Raw genomic sequence first — 15469 nt, forward strand, 5'->3', positions numbered from 1 at the left:
CGTTATCTCTTTACAGGCTCATACTTCAACTTCTGGCTAATGCCATACTTAACGATGAAGTTACCCACCTTTTGGTAATCAGGCTCGCACCGCATCATCAAGCAGAGCAGTGTCAGCGTCCTGAGATAGACAGGAACCCACCACCTGCTCTTGATTTCAACTGACAGTCTGCACGTCGCCATTGGTTTCTTCCTCGACAGGTACTGGAGTGAACTCCACGCGCTTTACATCAGCAGGAGCGAAGTACAGCCACTGCCCAGTCTCGGTCGCCAGCGGTACAAAGCCGTTAACCAGCTCAGGCTGACGTCGTGACATCTTGCCCGTGTACTCGCCGCCGTCGTTCGTCGTCAGTTTTATGTTGTAGATGTCAGACATGATTACCTCGTTGTCTTGTCGCAGCTGTTGCCCTGCTTCTCAGAAGTGCTTAGCCACTTACGGCTTACCCGTCAGCAAGATGTGATCACCATCCTTGCGGGGTTACACAAATCATTTCAGGCACTGCTCTTTGATGTAGTCCTGCAGATAACCGACCTGTTTCGTCACTGTGACGATTCGCTCTCTGAGGGTGAAATAATCCCGTTCAGCGGAGTCAGTAAGTCGGGGGCCGGAAGCATCGCCCAGGCCGCCGGTGCCGGCCGTTCCGCTCGCGGGACATCTGGCGTTGACGTGCAGCCCACACTTGCCATCGCGAACACAACGCTGCAGATCATCAAGCTGCTTTTTCGCATCAGCTAAATCCCTCGTGTATTTGGCATCCAACGCAGCGACATCACGCTGACGAGTTTGCATGTCTTTGATGGTGTCGTTAGCCAGACGGAGGTTCTTGGTGGCTTTGTCGCGCTGGTCTTTGTAGGTGATGGCGTTGTCGCGGTAGTGGTTAATCGCCCAGGCCATGGAAACCAGCAGGCAGATAACGACAGCCCTGATGATGGCTGTTAATCGGCTCATTTCTGGCCCCACTCGCAAACTTCACGCTCAATCTCTCGCCGGGTGATCAGACCCTTCCACTGCTTGCCACCGGCATACGTCCAGCGTTGCAGTTCTTTGCATGCCCCCGGCACGTCTCCGGCGTTCAGCTTCTTCAGCAGCGTCGAGCTGGCAAAAGCACCAGAGCCAACGTTATAGGTGAAGGAGTAAAGCGCGGCGCGGGTTGGCTCAGGAATGCGAACCTTGATCAGCGGGTCGATAGCATTTGCCACCTTTCGCAGATCGGCCTTCAGCAGGTTGTCGCACTCTTTGTCGGTGTAGCGGTGACCGCGGCGAATGTCGGTACCGGTGTGCCCATCGCAAACAGTCCAGACGCCGACCACATCCTGATAGGCGTAATAGCGCCGCCCTTCCAGTCCATCCGCATTGCCCAGCATTACTGCAGCAATGGTGATTGCTCCGGACCCGCCAACGATGGCACCCACCAGCTTATTCCTCAACGTTGGGTTCATCTCGGCTCCTGCTGCGGCGGTTGTCTTCGCGGATCTTGAAATAGAGATTTGTCAGATACGTCAGTACGGCAATGATGATACCCACCAGCACGCCGATAGCGTTCCACTGCTCGGGGCTGTAGGCATTAAGCATGCCGTTTAGGATGCTCCCGGCTGAAGCGCCATAGGCAGCACCAGTGGTTATTTTTTCCATGCGATACATGCTCTCACCTCGCGTAGTTAGCGGGTGCTGTTCGTGTAGTGGGAAAGGCCGTCAGACACGATAGCTACGTGGCATCTGGAATTGATTGTCTGCGGCCTGAATAAAAAACCCGGCGACAGGCCGGGAAGATGAGGGTATGGCAATGTCGGCTCTCTGGCCGAAGGGTCCCAGGCAGTGGGTTTGGGTGTGGTGACCGGTGCTGCTATCCGGCATTCATGGCTATCGCTTTACGACGCCATCAGGACATTCACCACAACGGGGATCGCTTTGCCGCGCCAGGGAAATGTACCTGGTCTCACCGGGATGCCGTCACATACTCAAAGCGATTTCCGTTATGCAGAAATGAAAAAGCCACCGGCGTTAACCAGTGGCTCTAAATTATTGGTGATGGCTCAAGTCGCGTTTTGGCTGTCGCCACACAATTCAGCTTTTGGGCTTTCGATGTCCCCGATTCATGAGCGCTGTCATCTTGCACTTCATCACCTCAACGAAGGCATTAACCCATCGTTAGAATCGAGATTAACCAAAAATCGCCACTTTGTAAATAGATTTCCTACAGAAAGTTAATCCTGTAGGAACTATTTCTCATTGCGTAACTTTTTTGAGCATGCTGTTGGCATATTCCTCCTGCTTGAGGCACTCGCCAACCAGGCTTTCGAAGAAGTCTTTGTAGGATCGGCGCCATGTCGTCTCCGGTATTTCGATAACGTTTTCACTAATGAATTTGCGGACGCTTTCTGGAAGCAGACGCGAATAACCACGACCATTGCAGCGTGAACATGTTTTGTTGGCCGGTACGCCACCTTGCTGACGTGTCTTCTCTTCGTCCAGTACGACACCCTTCCCATTGCAGCGGCATGCGTTGCTGACCACGCCCTTCCCTTTGCATTTTTGGCAAAGAACATTCACCGTCTCCCGCTTCTCTTTCAGGTGTGGTCTTCCAATGTGCTTCATGGTCATGACCTCTGCTTCAACGAAGCGATCACCATTGCAGCAGTCGCACGTGCGGGTGCTGGCAGCGCTGCGGGAGTAGTCCTCGAAGGCAAAGGTTGCGAGCAGTTGCATGACCTTCGGCTTAACATCAGATTCAAGTTTGCGTAGGGCGGCCACCTTGTCGCAGTTCTTCAGCGCGTACTGAGTAAGCAGATCAACCGCCTTATCACGGTCAAGGGAACTTATACCCATTTTCCCCAGGAAAGCGGTGTATCCCATCGATGCTCGTTCCTGAGTCATCCCCATGGCTGCCATTACGTCCGTACCAGTCAGAGAGTCAGACGCAGTAGCGCGAGGAGAATCACTGATCATGGTTGATTTTGCGAAGTGGAACTTCAGCGTGTTCTCAAGGTTCATTATGCGGCTTCCTTCTGTGGCTGGTTGGTCTGATTCTGGCTGTGCTTTGCTACTGGCGGCAGGCTGGCGCGCTTAACGCTTTCTGCCTGGTACCGCAGGAAATCGGCGTGGTTCATGCTGCCTCCTGTCGGCGGGCACGGCGTTTTTCCAGAGCGCGGGCTTTGCGTGTGAAAATGGATTTGATGCGCTGCAGGTATGGGATGTCGAACCGGCGGACGGAATTGTCGTTGTTTATCACTTCAACTTTTTCGGCACCGATGCGCTCAATAAGGCCCTGTTCAAATGCCTTTTGCGCGCCGTCCCGATCCCGGTTGCAATAGACACACTGGGCAGCGGTATTGTGAAGATTGAAAGCCAGGTGCGCCGCTGCGCCGCGGGTGCGGTAGTGGCCGCAGTCCATGGTTCCGCCAAACTTCTGCTCCGGCATCCTGCCGCAGCTGATGCACGGCTTACCAGCATCCCTCAGGCGGACGTACCGGTTGAATGCCGCCTGCGCTTCCGATCTCCACTGCGGTTTCGTTTTTAGCGCCACCTTTCTCGCTTTCAGATCCCGGCGTTCCGCGCGCTCTTTCTCTTTGCGCTCCTTGATGCGCTTAGCCGCGGCTTTAACCTTCTCCTTTTCGCGCTCCTCCATCGCGAGGATTGCGCCGTGCTCCGGACAGCACCAGCGGATCCGGATGTCGTGGAATTTCGGCACGAAGTATTCACCGCATACTTTGCACTTACGGCGGGATGGCTTACGCACGTTTCCTCCTCGCCGCGAGACGCAGCCATTTCTGATCTACCAGGCGGGCGGTGTAGTCCTTGAAAGTCGGGATGTCGGACGGCTTAACCGCTGGCTTACGCTTGCGGCGTGCCGGAACGCGGAAGATTTCGTTTGTGATGACGCGGGAAAGTGGGCTACTCATTGCGCTCACCATCAAATCGCCAGTTATAGCCTTTATGGTAAGATGATTGACCTGTGCAGCACCTGCTAATGCAGCCACTATCAAACCCATCACGAACCGCATCCATAGCGGCTGCGTAGCGGACCTCTTGTCCAGTAACACGGCATGTAGCGATTACCGCTTTACTTGAGTTGTGATCCTCACCGAATCTTCCGAGCTGATTTGGGATAACACCAAGATCGCTATAGGCATGGCGAAGATTGTTTGACGGAGTTGTCCATTCAAGGTTTTCAGCTCGGTTATCTTTTTTGTTGCCGTTTTTATGGTTAACAACTAATCCGTCGGCGTAACCGTCGCAAAATGCCATGGCGACAAGCCTGTGTGCCGCATACTTTTTGCCGCGAATCTTTATCTGAAGATAACCAGTGGTATGCACGTCAAACGGCTTTAAATCCTTACCTTCTAAAACCTTCTTGTAGCCACTCATCACGCTAACGGTGCGTGTTAAGGATCGGAATCGACCATGATTACTGACTTCATAATCGCTTGATATGGAGGTTTTTTCCCAAATCTCTTCTTCAAACATGGTCGTGTCCTTTTGAGTGATATTCGGAGTTGGCAGGGATCCGTAATTTGATACCGCGCTCAGCGCACCAGACTTCAATGCGGCGCAGGTAGAAGGTCATCTCTTCGGTGTCGAGTAGCTTGGTGGACTTCACCATCTTGGTTTCACCAAGGACGGTTACAGGCTTGGCGGGACAGAACATATCCTTCATAAATTCATGAAGGTCTTCCTCTGTTAGCTTGCTTTCAGCGTGCCGGTTGACGGCAGATGCAACGTCACCATTCCACATCCAGAGAAGGGCATTTTGGGAGAGGCTGCGCTTGTCCTTCCAGGGCTTGATGATGAGGCGATAGCAGTCGCCAGATTCCAGCATTGGCTGTATCTGCTGCCCGATTGCGGAAAAATTGGATTTGTGGAGACGGATGCCGTCTTTGTTCATGCTCATACGGCCTCCTTAATGGAAACCGCAGAATGCAAAAAATCGCAGGTGCATTTCTGCAACTGTGACAAGGTGAGGAGTTCAGATTGTGGTCGCATTTAAGTCCCCTTAAATGCGCAGAAGTCACCGGAGTTGTTCAGGCTCCGATGACATGATTATAACATCACTTTTGAAAAATGATTATCAAGAATCACTCTAACTTCGGCGCTGCTTCAATCATCCTGCGATAGACATCGTAAGTTCCGAATTGTTCATCACCAGCCTCAAGCATTTCATGGGTTGGATCTTCTGGCACCATCACCCAACCATCCGGAATCACCGGAGAGTTGCCGCTCACGGCCTCCTGGAAGCGTTCAAGCTCCACATAATCCTGACATGACCACCCGCCATCAATAAAATCGCGAGCTTCAACAGCGTCGAAAGTGAATGATGTTTCGCCGCCAGTTGGTGAGGTTAAGCCGTACAGGTCTGCTACTGGCTTAAACTGTGTGGCTGGAATATTTTCCGGAATATTTTGCGGTTCGTTTTGTGGTCGATCGGCACCCTGAAGCATGGCTGCGCGATAGGCGTTCCAGCCGACAGCTTTTCCGTGTTCAAACGCGCTGTCAAAGTCATCATCCATTTCCATCGCAGCGGGCACAGATATCGGCGCTGGCGTGGCGGTGAATAGCGGGGCGATATTTCTTTCCAGGTCGGTAATTACGCTCCATACCGGAATAGATTCAACACCCTGATTAGCCATATCGCGATAACTGTCTGCATAGGCCAGCACTGGATTTCGCCCCGACGCCTCCGCTTCGAGCGATGCCAGTGCGATACGCGCCAGCTCGTTCAGGATTGCCACGTCAGCGTTACCGAGGGTGTAACCAGCTTTCAAATCGGCGACTGCTTGCACGGCATGTTTGTCGATGTTGCTCATTGGGCGGCTCCTTCTGCTTTCTTTTCGTCAACGCTCCAGGCTGTAGCCAGCGCGCCAGTCACCTGCATAAGCGAGTGCTTTACTTTAACCGAGAAGGTTTCTCCTGTTGCCGATACCGTTTCGATGGTGGTCAGTTCGCCGCCGCTTTCGAAATCAGGGTAGAACTGCGTTACCAAATTACTTTCGACAATCACCGATCCGTCCGGCGTATGCATTTTCAGTTTCATACCCCTACCCTCCCCCAAACCATCAATACTCGCTTCATCGCCGCGCTGTTGCGGCACTCCTGAAATATTCCGTTGGTGCAGCTGCGCGCGGTACCATCCTGCTCTTCCGGCGTCGCCAGGCGATAAGTCACCGTTCGCCAGACCTTGCTCACCCGGACAATCTTGCGGGACCGCTCCAGGTCGAGAGCGTTTTTCGTGATGCAGTTGATGGTCATACCGCACTCTGTGGCCACATCCTTCGCGGTGAAGGTCCGGTGCGTTTCTAGATAACGCAGAATTGCCTGTTTGCCTTTCATGCTGCCCCCTTGGAGCGGTAAGAATCCCAGGTGAATGAGAGCGTGCATCCGCCGCCGTCGCTCATGCGATCAAGAACGCGTTCGCCGATGAATGCAGACAACTCCTCCCTGGTCTGGTTGCTGATCAGGATGGTTGGCTTCATCCGCTCATATCGGGTGTTGATGATTTCGAACATGATCAGCTTCTCGGCGTCGCTTCCGAACTGCACGCCGACCTCGTCGATAATCAGCAGATCAGGTTTCGTGAAGTAACGGATAACCTCATCCTCAGTACGGCTTGCCCCTTTCGACCAGGTTGACTTGTACTCACGGGCAATTTTCAGCGCCGTGGTAAACACTGCAGAACTCTGGTGTTCTGTGATCGCATGCCGTGCGATAGCCAGTGCCAGGTGATTCTTTCCGGTACCTGGTTTGCCGCACATCACAAGACCGCCACCCTTCTGCAAACGCTCTGGCCAACGGCTTGCATATGCCTGGCACACCTTAAGTGCGCGTTTTGCGTCGTCGTTCACTGGCTCATAGTTCTGCAGCGTGCAGTTTTCGAAGCGCGCCGGGATGTTCAGTCCGTCCAGCAGGCGCTCGATGTTTCTTTTGCGGGCTGCTTCGTTGATGCTAATTCTTTCCGCCTGCAAGCGGCCTAACTCCTCTTTGAGGCATTCAGGGCAGCAGCTTGGGCGCGGGGGAATTTTCACGACAGAGTTTAAGAAATGCCTGGTCCTGCATTCAAAGGGGCCATGCGTTTCGCAGTTCTCGGTGCTGATAGTTAGCTCGATATCTTCATGCTGAACTGGCGGCTGGCTCAGCTCAGCAATGCGTTTCTCAAGTTGATTGATTTTTTCATCCAGCGTCATGATTAGTCCCTCGCCCATGCAGGAATTTCAGTCTGGCCATAGTCCTTGCCAGCGAAGTTCTCAGATACGCGTGACGGAGTACGGGAAGGCTGCTTGGCGCCCTTAGGCTCAAACAATCCCTGCCAGCCGTTCGCAATGCTCTGGTTGATGATTTCTTCAGGCTGGTATCCGCTGCACTTGCAACGCTCGAGCAGGTTGATGGCCTGGGTAACCGTCTGTTGAGACTTGATCGGTTTCTTCAGGTCACGACGATAATCTACCCATGACTTCCAGACTGAAACTGACAGCCACTCAGGAAGGTCAACACCAGCCGGATCGAACGAAGCCGGTTTGGGGGATTTAGTGGGTTTATTAATATTGTCTTTATTGTCTTTTGTAATAGTGTCTTTTGTGTGTCCCCATTTTGGTGACATGGTTGTCACTGTTTTGGTGACACTTTTTGTCACCACCGTAGGGACACTGTCACTACCATGGTGACAGTCACTACTGTGGTGACACTTTGGCGCAGGCTTAGTGCCCGGAATTACCCACTCACTCAGGTTTTTGTTGGGCCCGATCAGCATGCCGTCGGACACCAAAACATTCATCGCAATGAGTTCGTTTTTGGCAGCGTTAACCTTCTGGCGAGGTAGTCTGGTCAGCTCAGAAAGTTGTGAGTCTGCTATGCGGTCCATCTTCTTGTTGAACCCATAGGTTTTGCGGCAAACAGCATGAGCTACCTTGGCCTGATTTTTGGTCAGGTTCGCGCCGATAAGCTCCTCATACAACTCGTTTGCCAGACGGGTGTACCCATCGTCTGTATCGGCCACGCGTTGCTCCTGTATTCCCGAAACTACAGCGGGAAAGTTGAGAATTTCTGCGGTGTTTGACATACTTACTCCCGTTACTTGGCGTAACACAGTGTGATAAGGGCCTTTGAAGTTACCGCTTCAAGGGCTTTTTCTTTTCTGGTGCCTCTCACATGACCCCCAGCATCGACGTGACCATCGTCATCAGCGGCCCTACCTGCTCCGGCATGAGGCGGAACAGCGACGCTATACCCTCGCTTACCTCTTTGAGCTTCTGATGCTCTGGAGCGTCCAGTAGCACGGCCTGCTTAGCTTCTGCACACTCTTTCATCGCAGAGGCTATCAGCGACATCGTGTCGTTCTGCGGCGCCAGGCGGTTGCGGTACTCCAGCGGAAGGACCGACATGATTGCTGGCGCCAGCTGGCGAATGTTGTTGGCGGCGTATTCGGTGTCGCCATCAATCCAGCGAAACACTTTCTGCATCTGGCGGTGCGAGTCAGTCGGGATATCCAAACCGGTGCCGCCGGTTGCCCGCCACTCTTCCACAATGAGCGCTGCGACGAACTCACGGCTGCGGCAGTCAGCTGCCCAGGCGCGTACAGCTGCGCGGATCCCATCGATGTTTAACGCCTTGGAATCAGGTTCCCGGCGATTCTGGTAAATCATCGCCGTTGGCGAAAATTTGTTACCTTGTTGATACGCAAGTGAATGCATTGCTTTCCCTTTCGTGGTTAGGGCCGCCAATCAGGCGGCATTATTTTTTGGTGGGAACAACGCATCGAGAGATGTATTGCTCCCCAGCTTATTCATCGCGTCAACCAGGCGGCGGCACGAATCCAGGTCTGGTGCTCGTATGCCAGCTTCATAGTTAGCAAGGCGGGACTGGTTCCAGCCGCACGAACCTGCTAACTCTGATTGAGTGATGCCAAGCTTCTTACGTTCGTTGGCGATATTGTTCATGCTGATCCTTTCAAGAATGGTCACTCAGCATCATTAAACACAATTCGTGATTATTAATCAACACAATTCGTGTAAAGCTTTTTAACACGGCGCGTGATACAAAATGAGAATGAATAGAATCGAAGATATAGCGGGCCGCATTAAGCGACTTCGCGAAGATAAAGGGCTGTCACAAAAGGCTCTCGCAGAGCTTTGCGGGTGGGCCTCGCAGTCACGCATAGGGAATTACGAATCAGGCACCAGGAGCGTTAGCGTTGATGATGCAACTGTAATAGCTAAGGCGCTGGGGGTTGCGCCTGCCGAGCTGCTTTTTGGCGATGACTACAAAGGCCCTTACAAGCCAGGTGATAAATACCCAGTTATAAGCAAGGTGCAGGCAGGAGCATGGTGCGAAGCTGTTGAGCCGTACACCCTTAAAGATATCGACCTTTGGCTTGAATCAGATGCTCACATTCAGGGGGAGGCGTTCTGGCTGCAGGTTGATGGTGACTCAATGACAGCACCGGCGGGTCTTAGCATCCCAGAAGGAACCTTTGTCCTCTTCGATACTGGGCGCGAGGCAATCAACGGCAGTCTGGTAATAGCAAAGCTATCCGATTCGAACGAGGCAACATTTAAGAAGTTAGTGATCGACGGTGCGCAGAAGTACCTGAAGGGTTTAAATCCACAGTGGCCATTGGTAGCGGTGAATGGTAACTGTCGAATTATCGGTGTTGCTGTAGAGACGAAGATGCGGCTGGTTTAGGCTAAGAGAATTGCATTTTGATGAATTTTCACACAGCAAAAGGATGAGAAAATGTCTGAATTAGATGTGCCATCTCTACCGGAATCCCCATTTGCAAAGCACAAAGGAGATTTGCAGCTTGGGGGTGACTCTGGCCTCGAGTGCTATGTTCTGGACGATGGGAAACGAGTAATTAGCCTTAGAACAGTAGTTAAAGCAATAGCCTCCACCGAGAGTGGAAACCTGGGCAGTTACATAGGCGCTAATGGACTAAAACCTTTTTTAAACAGCGAGTTAATCCTGGGCGAAACTATTGATTTTGCATTACCTGGAACTCAATTTAGATCCAGGGGTATTACAGCGGAAGCATTTCTAGATATCTGCAACGCTTACGTATCTGCCTTGAGAGCCGGAACGCTTGAAACCCAAAGACAGAGGGAGATAGCCATTCAAGCAAGCATTCTTTTAAGTGCTTGCGCCAAAGTCGGCTTGATAGCGCTTATTGATGAAGCGACAGGCTATCAATCTGAGCGAGAAGGTGACGCGCTTCAATTGAAATTAAGGGCTTTCATTGCCGAGGAGTTGCGAGGATGGGAAAAAACTTTTCCTGATGAATTGTGGGAAGAGTTTGGCAGGTTAACCAACTGGAGTGGAAGCTTTAACTCCCGGCCTAAATGGTGGGGGAAATTGGTTCTGGAGTTAATATATGATGCTCTTGACCCTGATATTGCTCAACACCTGAAGAAAAACATGCCCCCTCCGAAAACAGGGCAAAATTACCATCAATGGTTAACTCAAGATGTTGGTTTAAAAGCTCTTGTAAGCCATATTCATCAGGTTATTGGTATTGCCAAGACGTGCCAGACCATGCGCGAGCTCAGAGATAAAATTGCAGCTTACTATGGCAAGAAGCCGGAACAATTGACCATGTTCAATGACATTCCAGACTCTATTAAATGAAGAGCCCCGGCCACCGCGCCGGGTTTTTATTGCCCACCCATAAAGCTATCCCCCATTCTGCCGATAACTATCCAGCCTGAAGCTGATAACAACAACTATCGCAACACTACCTGCCCGCCCGTGCGGGCTTTTTTATTGCCCCTTCCTCACCAACTCCGCAGCATCCCTATTAGCTCCCTTCCCTATCACGTTTCCTGTTTCCTTCCGGTACTGCTTCAGCTTGTCGATGATGTTTTGCTGGGTCATGGGTAAATCAGCCAGTGACAATTCCATCACCGCCCGCCCCATCGCCTGAATTTTCATGCTTATACGCTCTTCATCCAGAACCATGCACATCCCTCCTGCTGTTTTTTTAAGCGTAGCACTGGTATTTAAAAAAATAAATTCCCTTTCAAATCAGCAACAACACGCTTTGTTGTCATCATTAATCACAATTCGTGTTGACCAATAAAACACAATATGTGATTATCCACCCATCGAAACGAAACATCGACAGCTGAGCGAAGTTAGCCAGCGGCGAAGTTGAGATTCGGTCAGTCGAACGGCGCGACAGTAAACCATGCGTCGGACCATAGGCGGGCTCAGGGAGAGCGGCAATTATGGCAAAGCGAAAAAAGATTTATTCCAGTCCATTTGAAGCTGAGTGGGCTGTGCTGAATCACAAGAGGATTTTTTATGACTCAGACATACATTCCGGCGTGTTTAAGAGACCTTCCTAAGAAGCGTCAGAAGCCACGCAAACAGGCGATTAAAGAAGCGCAAGTGGAAGTTCTGAATAAGGCAATCGCATCGATAAAAGACGATATGCGTGCATTCAAAACAGAAGAGCAGCGTCGCGGTCATTACCAGGCGATCAGCACACTCTCACAGATTCGTGATGAGTTGTAGCAGCTGATAGATAAAGAATTTCTCCCGCATCAGCGGGTAACGACAGAGCCAGCCTCAAGCACCGGGTGCCGATGCTTGGTGATGGTAATACTGCCATCTCAACCACACAGGAGACGATGATCCTGTTCTGGTTGGATTGGAAAAGTCTTCTTGGCCCGCCAGCGCGCGGGCATTTTTTTGGAGGTTGCATGTTTGCTACTGACATCTCACTGAAATACGGCACTCATCAGCCAGAGACGATTCTGGAAACAATGCCGATTGAAGAAGCCTCCGAGATCATCAAGGAGAAGCTTCGTGATGAAGTGCGCCAGGAACTGGAGTGCGAGTATGGCGATCGTCTTTATGAGGCTGAGGAAGAAGCATCAAACTGGGAAAGCAGAGCTGACGACTATGAAAGCGATGCAACTTGCCTGGCTAATGCCGTAAGAGAGGCTTTTGAATCCGCCAACTTTGAAGATGCAAAGGTAATCCTCGAGCGAGCGATGCACGACCACAAAGACTATTTCTGAAGACCCGCCACGGCGGGTTTTTTCATACCTCAGTCGCTTCACCGAGGCGGTTTAGTTATGACAACCGGCGGCCATCCACCGCCCATTGAAACACTGAATAAATGCGTTGAAGTCTTGTATTAACCGTTCGGCGGCGCGGCCTTAAGCGCGGAGATGATTATGAAATACACCATGAAGGTTTATAAAAACTCTGATGACCATGCTGCTTATCTGAAAGCGCGATCCGACGGCGCCAGAAATGGCCAGTCATTTGAATTGGCGGGTCACCGCTGGGCGTACGAAGTCACCAGCTTTGACGATGCCGGCGATTACGACCTGCTTTACCGGTTTGATGACAAGCCATATCCAGAAGAAGTTTCAGTCAATACAGATGACATGACGATCCGTGACTACTTTGCAGCTAAGGCTATGCAGGGAATCATCAGCAGCGAATGCAACTATGGAGCGTTTAGTGATTTAGCAAGCGATGCATACAGCATTGCCGACGCCATGCTCCGCGCTCGGGAGGCGTCATGACAGTCACCCACAACGGCAAGCAGTACACCGCAAAAAAACTCAACGATAACGAGTGGCAGCTTACGTCGGTATCGGCACCGCGTGACAAGCTGACGCTTAACCGCTGGCAGATGCATATTGCTGGCCTCCTGGAACAGGTTGAGGTGAAGGTATGATCGGGATGCACTACGGCACTGCATCAGTGCCACGTAGCGAGGTTTTACCGGGCACAATGCTGCAGCACCACGGCAAAACATATCGCGCCTCTGCGAACGTTGAGAAAGGCCTTTACGCCTTCAACATCTTCGAAAAAACCATCATCAAAAGTGATTCCGTCGTTGTGCTCCTGAATGAGCGCGGCGAACCGATGGTTCACTGATACCAACCACCCTATTCAACCGATCGGCCTGGCATTACGCGGGCGGGATCTGCACATCCAAATTTCAGGAGAAACCATGAGCGAAGTAACGGATTTAACTGTCATCGAAATCAAGCCGGATCAGGCGCCAGCGCTTTACGTAGCGGGCGGCCTTGACGCTTACCTCGAGCAAATCCGCCAGGCAGTGAACGAAGTGCCGGACCTGTCCACGAAGAAAGGCCGCGACCGTGTCGCCTCTCTGGCAGCGCAGGTGTCCCGCAGCAAGACGGCAATCGAAAAGCCTGGCCGTGAGTACCTGAAGCGACTGAAAGAGGCTGTCCGCCCTGCTGAGGCCGAAATTAAGCGGTTCGTTGATGCCTGCGACGAGCTGCGCGATGCAACCCGTCGCCCACTCACCGAATGGGAAGCCGAGCAGGAACGCATTAAGGCTGAAGAAGCCATGAACGCGCTGCACGCCGAAGCGCTGGGGATGAACGAAGAGTTCGACCGACAGCGTGCCGCGCAGATCGAAGCAGACCACGAAATGGCTTTGCTGATGAATGACAAGTTTGACCGTGACCGCGAAGAGCAGCGCCGACTGGCGGAACAGGCTCAGCGTGAGCACGAAGAGCGCATTAAGCGCGAAGCGGCAGAACAAGCCCGCCGCGATGCCGAAGCGAAGCACAAAGCGGAGATTGACGCCGCAGCACGCCGTGCAGAGCTGGCTGAACGACAGCGTGTCGAAGCGGAGCAGCGTGCAACACGCGAAAAAGAAGAAGCCGTTGCTGCAGAACGCCGCCGCCAGGAAAAGGAAAAAGCCGACCGTCTGGCCGAAGAGCAGCGCAAAGCTGAAGAAGAAGCGCGCCGCGCCGCAGACAAAGAGCACAGCCGCACCGTCAATCGCCGCGTCATCGCCGACCTGATAGCTCATGGCATCCCCGAAGAATTCGCGCAGAAAGCACTGCTGGCTATCGCTGGCGGCAAAGTGCAGGACGCGCACATCAAATATTGAGGTGATTCATGAATATCACATGCGAGTGCGTGGACATGCGCACATCTGTCGGCCCCCACAACACCATCAAAGTTGAGATGGAAGGCGTTGTGCTGGCCGGCACCGTTAAAACCCGTGACGTACTCCCCCAGCTCGACGGCACAGAAGTCATCGAGTGGCTGGCTGAGCAGGGTTACGTCATCACACATCAGGAGCGTGCAGCATGACGGCAGCAGAACGGTGTGATGAAGAGTCATTCCTACGCCTTATGCGCGACGTGCTGCCGGAAAAGCCGGAGGGTGACGACGAGCCAGTTAACCTGGCCGCCGAGCGGCTGAACCCGGTCATTAGATGGGATGAATTTGCGGGGAATTACACATGAACCTTGATGAATTAGATGCGCCATTTGCCAGCGAGGATATTGAGTGGCGCATTCAGCAGGCGGGAAAAAACAATAACGGCATCTGGGCAAAGGTGCTGGCCTACGTCACCAACCGAGCAATCATGAAGCGCCTGGATGAAGTATGCGGCAAGGCTGGCTGGCGTAACGAGTACCGAGATATTCCGAACAATGGCGGCGTTGAATGCGGTATTTCCATCAAGGTTGAAGGCGAGTGGATAACCAAGTGGGATGCGGCAGAAAACACACAGGTTGAAGCCGTGAAAGGTGGTCGCTCAGGCGCCATGAAGCGCGCCGCCGTGCAATGGGGGATCGGTCGTTACCTCTACAACCTGGAAGAAGGGTTCGCAGTTGTTTCAGCAACGCGCGCGCCCGGGTTCCAGTACGCCAAATCAAAAGAGGTTGGCGTTTTCTATTGGAAGGCGCCTGCTCTCCCGGGATGGGCATTGCCATCAGGAACTCCAGTCGAGCAGGACCAACAAACGCAGGATGGTCACCAGCAGCGAGACCAGGCACCGCAGTCAGTGGATGCGGACAAAATCCTCGCCGAATTCTCTGACTACGCCAACTCGGAAAATGATAGCGATCGGCTTAAGCATCGTTATGAAGAAACATGGAAATTGCTGAACGGCTTTGCTGAGCACCAGGGCAAATGCAAAGACGTAACTGGCATTCGACTCAAAGAACTTAAACAGGCGGCGTAAATGGTTAGAAAAGGCGTAAATAAAGTGATCCTCGTCGGCAACCTCGGGCAAGACCCCGAGGTCCGTTATCTTCCGTCCGGCGGCGCAGTGTGCAGCCTGACGCTGGCGACATCGGAGTCATGGCGAGATAAAGCTACTGGCGAGCAAAAAGAGCATACGGAATGGCATCGCGTTGTTCTGTTCGGAAAGTTGGCTGAGGTGGCCGGAGAATACCTGCGCAAAGGATATCAGGTCTATATCGAGGGTCAGCTGCGCACCCGCAAATGGACAGATCAGGCTGGCGTCGAGAAGTACACCACAGAGGTGGTGGTAAACGTCGGCGGCACAATGCAGATGCTTGGTGGCCGTCAGGGCGGTGGAGCGGCACCAGCAGGTGGCGGCCAACCGCAGAGCGGAAATCAGTTCAGCGGCGGCGCACGGTCTCGTCCTCAGCAGCAGTCGGCACCCGCCCCATCAAACGAACCGCCAATGGACTTCGACGACGATATACCCTTTTGAAGCATCTCCCGGTCAGGA

General features: G+C 52.7%; 31 protein-coding genes. 13 read left to right on the forward strand and 18 right to left on the reverse strand.

Translation table 11 applies throughout. From position 1 onward, the window contains the following. Window positions 1-156: 156 nt before the first annotated feature. From ACJBF3_RS06115 to ACJBF3_RS06130, 4 genes are all read right to left on the reverse strand, one after another. Window positions 157-375, reverse strand: a complete 219-nt coding sequence (locus ACJBF3_RS06115; RefSeq protein ID WP_047723636.1) for a hypothetical protein — start codon at window positions 373-375, stop codon at window positions 157-159. 111 nt (window positions 376-486) lie between these two features. Then, the gene (locus ACJBF3_RS06120) at window positions 487-948 is read right to left on the reverse strand and encodes a lysis protein (RefSeq protein ID WP_047723637.1); all 462 of its coding nucleotides are present in this window, start codon (window positions 946-948) and stop codon (window positions 487-489) included. After that, the gene (locus ACJBF3_RS06125; RefSeq protein ID WP_047723638.1) at window positions 945-1439 is read right to left on the reverse strand and encodes a lysozyme; all 495 of its coding nucleotides are present in this window, start codon (window positions 1437-1439) and stop codon (window positions 945-947) included. The genes ACJBF3_RS06120 and ACJBF3_RS06125 overlap by 4 nt, the downstream gene beginning before the upstream one ends. Continuing rightward, complete coding sequence (locus ACJBF3_RS06130; RefSeq protein ID WP_023622516.1) at window positions 1417-1641, reverse strand: class II holin family protein; 225 nt, start codon at window positions 1639-1641, stop codon at window positions 1417-1419. Before ACJBF3_RS06130 ends, ACJBF3_RS06125 begins: the two co-directional genes overlap by 23 nt. Before the next feature lie 180 nt (window positions 1642-1821). Between ACJBF3_RS06130 and ACJBF3_RS06135 the strand changes: the two genes are divergently transcribed. Then, the gene (locus ACJBF3_RS06135; protein ID WP_131701690.1) at window positions 1822-2208 is read left to right on the forward strand and encodes a hypothetical protein; all 387 of its coding nucleotides are present in this window, start codon (window positions 1822-1824) and stop codon (window positions 2206-2208) included. An 18-nt stretch (window positions 2209-2226) separates the two neighbouring features. On the opposite strand, the gene ACJBF3_RS06140 is transcribed toward ACJBF3_RS06135, so the two are convergent. The 13 genes from ACJBF3_RS06140 to ACJBF3_RS06200 all read right to left on the reverse strand — a co-directional run bounded on the left by ACJBF3_RS06140 (window position 2227) and on the right by ACJBF3_RS06200 (window position 8924). After that, window positions 2227-2991, reverse strand: a complete 765-nt coding sequence (locus ACJBF3_RS06140) for an antitermination protein (RefSeq protein ID WP_047723639.1) — start codon at window positions 2989-2991, stop codon at window positions 2227-2229. Further along, window positions 2991-3107, reverse strand: coding sequence for a hypothetical protein (locus ACJBF3_RS06145; protein WP_102053937.1), 117 nt, complete (start codon window positions 3105-3107; stop codon window positions 2991-2993). The genes ACJBF3_RS06140 and ACJBF3_RS06145 overlap by 1 nt, the downstream gene beginning before the upstream one ends. Continuing rightward, on the reverse strand, window positions 3104-3736 hold the full coding sequence (locus ACJBF3_RS06150; RefSeq protein WP_047723640.1) for a recombination protein NinG: 633 nt from the start codon (window positions 3734-3736) through the stop codon (window positions 3104-3106). Before ACJBF3_RS06150 ends, ACJBF3_RS06145 begins: the two co-directional genes overlap by 4 nt. Continuing rightward, window positions 3729-3899: a NinE family protein gene (locus ACJBF3_RS06155; RefSeq protein ID WP_047723641.1), complete on the reverse strand. Its 171-nt coding sequence runs from the start codon at window positions 3897-3899 to the stop codon at window positions 3729-3731. Before ACJBF3_RS06155 ends, ACJBF3_RS06150 begins: the two co-directional genes overlap by 8 nt. Next, window positions 3892-4464, reverse strand: coding sequence for an NUMOD4 motif-containing HNH endonuclease (locus tag ACJBF3_RS06160; RefSeq protein ID WP_284968200.1), 573 nt, complete (start codon window positions 4462-4464; stop codon window positions 3892-3894). The genes ACJBF3_RS06155 and ACJBF3_RS06160 overlap by 8 nt, the downstream gene beginning before the upstream one ends. After that, complete coding sequence (locus ACJBF3_RS06165) at window positions 4457-4888, reverse strand: recombination protein NinB (protein ID WP_047723645.1); 432 nt, start codon at window positions 4886-4888, stop codon at window positions 4457-4459. Before ACJBF3_RS06165 ends, ACJBF3_RS06160 begins: the two co-directional genes overlap by 8 nt. Window positions 4889-5072: 184 nt before the next feature. Further along, on the reverse strand, window positions 5073-5801 hold the full coding sequence (locus tag ACJBF3_RS06170) for a hypothetical protein (protein ID WP_406544826.1): 729 nt from the start codon (window positions 5799-5801) through the stop codon (window positions 5073-5075). Then, entirely contained in the window at window positions 5798-6028 is a 231-nt protein-coding gene (locus ACJBF3_RS06175; RefSeq protein ID WP_284968198.1) for a hypothetical protein, read from the reverse strand. Before ACJBF3_RS06175 ends, ACJBF3_RS06170 begins: the two co-directional genes overlap by 4 nt. After that, on the reverse strand, window positions 6025-6324 hold the full coding sequence (locus ACJBF3_RS06180; protein ID WP_284968197.1) for a protein ren: 300 nt from the start codon (window positions 6322-6324) through the stop codon (window positions 6025-6027). The genes ACJBF3_RS06175 and ACJBF3_RS06180 overlap by 4 nt, the downstream gene beginning before the upstream one ends. Further along, window positions 6321-7193 carry an ATP-binding protein gene (locus ACJBF3_RS06185; protein ID WP_196607612.1) on the reverse strand — a complete coding sequence of 291 codons (873 nt, stop codon included), beginning with the start codon at window positions 7191-7193 and terminating at the stop codon, window positions 6321-6323. The genes ACJBF3_RS06180 and ACJBF3_RS06185 overlap by 4 nt, the downstream gene beginning before the upstream one ends. Continuing rightward, window positions 7178-8047 (reverse strand): replication protein, encoded by an 870-nt coding sequence (locus ACJBF3_RS06190; RefSeq protein ID WP_284968196.1) that lies wholly within the window; start codon window positions 8045-8047, stop codon window positions 7178-7180. The genes ACJBF3_RS06185 and ACJBF3_RS06190 overlap by 16 nt, the downstream gene beginning before the upstream one ends. Before the next feature lie 85 nt (window positions 8048-8132). Continuing rightward, complete coding sequence (locus ACJBF3_RS06195) at window positions 8133-8678, reverse strand: toxin YdaT family protein (protein ID WP_032665738.1); 546 nt, start codon at window positions 8676-8678, stop codon at window positions 8133-8135. A gap of 30 nt (window positions 8679-8708) precedes the next feature. Continuing rightward, window positions 8709-8924, reverse strand: a complete 216-nt coding sequence (locus ACJBF3_RS06200) for a helix-turn-helix transcriptional regulator (RefSeq protein ID WP_006809779.1) — start codon at window positions 8922-8924, stop codon at window positions 8709-8711. Between the two features lie 103 nt (window positions 8925-9027). On the opposite strand from ACJBF3_RS06200, the gene ACJBF3_RS06205 reads away from it, so the two are divergent. Together ACJBF3_RS06205 and ACJBF3_RS06210 are read left to right on the forward strand one after the other, a co-directional pair. Beyond that, window positions 9028-9669: a LexA family transcriptional regulator gene (locus ACJBF3_RS06205; protein ID WP_052254344.1), complete on the forward strand. Its 642-nt coding sequence runs from the start codon at window positions 9028-9030 to the stop codon at window positions 9667-9669. Between the two features lie 51 nt (window positions 9670-9720). After that, window positions 9721-10608, forward strand: a complete 888-nt coding sequence (locus tag ACJBF3_RS06210) for a P63C domain-containing protein (RefSeq protein WP_045328216.1) — start codon at window positions 9721-9723, stop codon at window positions 10606-10608. A gap of 132 nt (window positions 10609-10740) precedes the next feature. On the opposite strand, the gene ACJBF3_RS06215 is transcribed toward ACJBF3_RS06210, so the two are convergent. Continuing rightward, complete coding sequence (locus ACJBF3_RS06215; RefSeq protein WP_023313997.1) at window positions 10741-10938, reverse strand: hypothetical protein; 198 nt, start codon at window positions 10936-10938, stop codon at window positions 10741-10743. A 345-nt stretch (window positions 10939-11283) separates the two neighbouring features. Between ACJBF3_RS06215 and ACJBF3_RS06220 the strand changes: the two genes are divergently transcribed. From ACJBF3_RS06220 to ACJBF3_RS06265, 10 genes are all read left to right on the forward strand, one after another. Next, complete coding sequence (locus tag ACJBF3_RS06220) at window positions 11284-11496, forward strand: hypothetical protein (RefSeq protein ID WP_001514161.1); 213 nt, start codon at window positions 11284-11286, stop codon at window positions 11494-11496. A gap of 116 nt (window positions 11497-11612) precedes the next feature. After that, window positions 11613-12005: a hypothetical protein gene (locus ACJBF3_RS06225; protein WP_284968195.1), complete on the forward strand. Its 393-nt coding sequence runs from the start codon at window positions 11613-11615 to the stop codon at window positions 12003-12005. 159 nt (window positions 12006-12164) lie between these two features. Beyond that, the gene (locus tag ACJBF3_RS06230; RefSeq protein ID WP_174412786.1) at window positions 12165-12521 is read left to right on the forward strand and encodes a hypothetical protein; all 357 of its coding nucleotides are present in this window, start codon (window positions 12165-12167) and stop codon (window positions 12519-12521) included. Further along, a complete protein-coding gene (locus ACJBF3_RS06235) occupies window positions 12518-12676 on the forward strand; it encodes a hypothetical protein (RefSeq protein WP_023294196.1) in 159 nt (52 codons plus the stop codon). Before ACJBF3_RS06230 ends, ACJBF3_RS06235 begins: the two co-directional genes overlap by 4 nt. Next, the gene (locus tag ACJBF3_RS06240) at window positions 12673-12879 is read left to right on the forward strand and encodes a cell division protein FtsZ (RefSeq protein WP_001752704.1); all 207 of its coding nucleotides are present in this window, start codon (window positions 12673-12675) and stop codon (window positions 12877-12879) included. Before ACJBF3_RS06235 ends, ACJBF3_RS06240 begins: the two co-directional genes overlap by 4 nt. Window positions 12880-12955: 76 nt before the next feature. Beyond that, the gene (locus ACJBF3_RS06245; protein ID WP_284968194.1) at window positions 12956-13870 is read left to right on the forward strand and encodes a hypothetical protein; all 915 of its coding nucleotides are present in this window, start codon (window positions 12956-12958) and stop codon (window positions 13868-13870) included. Window positions 13871-13878: 8 nt separating this feature from the next. Then, window positions 13879-14076, forward strand: coding sequence for a hypothetical protein (locus ACJBF3_RS06250; protein ID WP_047717807.1), 198 nt, complete (start codon window positions 13879-13881; stop codon window positions 14074-14076). Beyond that, window positions 14073-14231 (forward strand): hypothetical protein, encoded by a 159-nt coding sequence (locus ACJBF3_RS06255; protein WP_165816352.1) that lies wholly within the window; start codon window positions 14073-14075, stop codon window positions 14229-14231. Before ACJBF3_RS06250 ends, ACJBF3_RS06255 begins: the two co-directional genes overlap by 4 nt. Then, complete coding sequence (locus ACJBF3_RS06260; RefSeq protein ID WP_047717808.1) at window positions 14228-14953, forward strand: Rad52/Rad22 family DNA repair protein; 726 nt, start codon at window positions 14228-14230, stop codon at window positions 14951-14953. The genes ACJBF3_RS06255 and ACJBF3_RS06260 overlap by 4 nt, the downstream gene beginning before the upstream one ends. After that, window positions 14954-15451: a single-stranded DNA-binding protein gene (locus ACJBF3_RS06265; RefSeq protein ID WP_284968193.1), complete on the forward strand. Its 498-nt coding sequence runs from the start codon at window positions 14954-14956 to the stop codon at window positions 15449-15451. The last annotated feature ends 18 nt before the right edge of the window (window positions 15452-15469 follow it).

The organism is Enterobacter sp. PP-008-ECC_S150 (assembly GCF_045257065.1).
In the GTDB taxonomy this organism is placed as follows: Bacteria; Pseudomonadota; Gammaproteobacteria; order Enterobacterales; family Enterobacteriaceae; genus Enterobacter; species Enterobacter chengduensis.

Coding starts and splice junctions, on each gene's coding strand:
- ACJBF3_RS06115 (WP_047723636.1), bottom strand. CDS start 375: ATGTCTGACATCTACAACATAAAACTGACGACGAACGACGGCGGCGAG.
- ACJBF3_RS06120 (WP_047723637.1), bottom strand. CDS start 948: ATGAGCCGATTAACAGCCATCATCAGGGCTGTCGTTATCTGCCTGCTG.
- ACJBF3_RS06125 (WP_047723638.1), bottom strand. CDS start 1,439: ATGAACCCAACGTTGAGGAATAAGCTGGTGGGTGCCATCGTTGGCGGG.
- ACJBF3_RS06130 (WP_023622516.1), bottom strand. CDS start 1,641: ATGTATCGCATGGAAAAAATAACCACTGGTGCTGCCTATGGCGCTTCA.
- ACJBF3_RS06140 (WP_047723639.1), bottom strand. CDS start 2,991: ATGAACCTTGAGAACACGCTGAAGTTCCACTTCGCAAAATCAACCATG.
- ACJBF3_RS06145 (WP_102053937.1), bottom strand. CDS start 3,107: ATGAACCACGCCGATTTCCTGCGGTACCAGGCAGAAAGCGTTAAGCGC.
- ACJBF3_RS06155 (WP_047723641.1), bottom strand. CDS start 3,899: ATGAGTAGCCCACTTTCCCGCGTCATCACAAACGAAATCTTCCGCGTT.
- ACJBF3_RS06160 (WP_284968200.1), bottom strand. CDS start 4,464: ATGTTTGAAGAAGAGATTTGGGAAAAAACCTCCATATCAAGCGATTAT.
- ACJBF3_RS06165 (WP_047723645.1), bottom strand. CDS start 4,888: ATGAGCATGAACAAAGACGGCATCCGTCTCCACAAATCCAATTTTTCC.
- ACJBF3_RS06170 (WP_406544826.1), bottom strand. CDS start 5,801: ATGAGCAACATCGACAAACATGCCGTGCAAGCAGTCGCCGATTTGAAA.
- ACJBF3_RS06175 (WP_284968198.1), bottom strand. CDS start 6,028: ATGAAACTGAAAATGCATACGCCGGACGGATCGGTGATTGTCGAAAGT.
- ACJBF3_RS06180 (WP_284968197.1), bottom strand. CDS start 6,324: ATGAAAGGCAAACAGGCAATTCTGCGTTATCTAGAAACGCACCGGACC.
- ACJBF3_RS06185 (WP_196607612.1), bottom strand. CDS start 7,193: ATGGGCGAGGGACTAATCATGACGCTGGATGAAAAAATCAATCAACTT.
- ACJBF3_RS06190 (WP_284968196.1), bottom strand. CDS start 8,047: ATGTCAAACACCGCAGAAATTCTCAACTTTCCCGCTGTAGTTTCGGGA.
- ACJBF3_RS06195 (WP_032665738.1), bottom strand. CDS start 8,678: ATGCATTCACTTGCGTATCAACAAGGTAACAAATTTTCGCCAACGGCG.
- ACJBF3_RS06200 (WP_006809779.1), bottom strand. CDS start 8,924: ATGAACAATATCGCCAACGAACGTAAGAAGCTTGGCATCACTCAATCA.
- ACJBF3_RS06205 (WP_052254344.1), top strand. CDS start 9,028: ATGAGAATGAATAGAATCGAAGATATAGCGGGCCGCATTAAGCGACTT.
- ACJBF3_RS06210 (WP_045328216.1), top strand. CDS start 9,721: ATGTCTGAATTAGATGTGCCATCTCTACCGGAATCCCCATTTGCAAAG.
- ACJBF3_RS06215 (WP_023313997.1), bottom strand. CDS start 10,938: ATGGTTCTGGATGAAGAGCGTATAAGCATGAAAATTCAGGCGATGGGG.
- ACJBF3_RS06220 (WP_001514161.1), top strand. CDS start 11,284: ATGACTCAGACATACATTCCGGCGTGTTTAAGAGACCTTCCTAAGAAG.
- ACJBF3_RS06225 (WP_284968195.1), top strand. CDS start 11,613: ATGATCCTGTTCTGGTTGGATTGGAAAAGTCTTCTTGGCCCGCCAGCG.
- ACJBF3_RS06230 (WP_174412786.1), top strand. CDS start 12,165: ATGAAATACACCATGAAGGTTTATAAAAACTCTGATGACCATGCTGCT.
- ACJBF3_RS06235 (WP_023294196.1), top strand. CDS start 12,518: ATGACAGTCACCCACAACGGCAAGCAGTACACCGCAAAAAAACTCAAC.
- ACJBF3_RS06240 (WP_001752704.1), top strand. CDS start 12,673: ATGATCGGGATGCACTACGGCACTGCATCAGTGCCACGTAGCGAGGTT.
- ACJBF3_RS06245 (WP_284968194.1), top strand. CDS start 12,956: ATGAGCGAAGTAACGGATTTAACTGTCATCGAAATCAAGCCGGATCAG.
- ACJBF3_RS06250 (WP_047717807.1), top strand. CDS start 13,879: ATGAATATCACATGCGAGTGCGTGGACATGCGCACATCTGTCGGCCCC.
- ACJBF3_RS06255 (WP_165816352.1), top strand. CDS start 14,073: ATGACGGCAGCAGAACGGTGTGATGAAGAGTCATTCCTACGCCTTATG.
- ACJBF3_RS06260 (WP_047717808.1), top strand. CDS start 14,228: ATGAACCTTGATGAATTAGATGCGCCATTTGCCAGCGAGGATATTGAG.
- ACJBF3_RS06265 (WP_284968193.1), top strand. CDS start 14,954: ATGGTTAGAAAAGGCGTAAATAAAGTGATCCTCGTCGGCAACCTCGGG.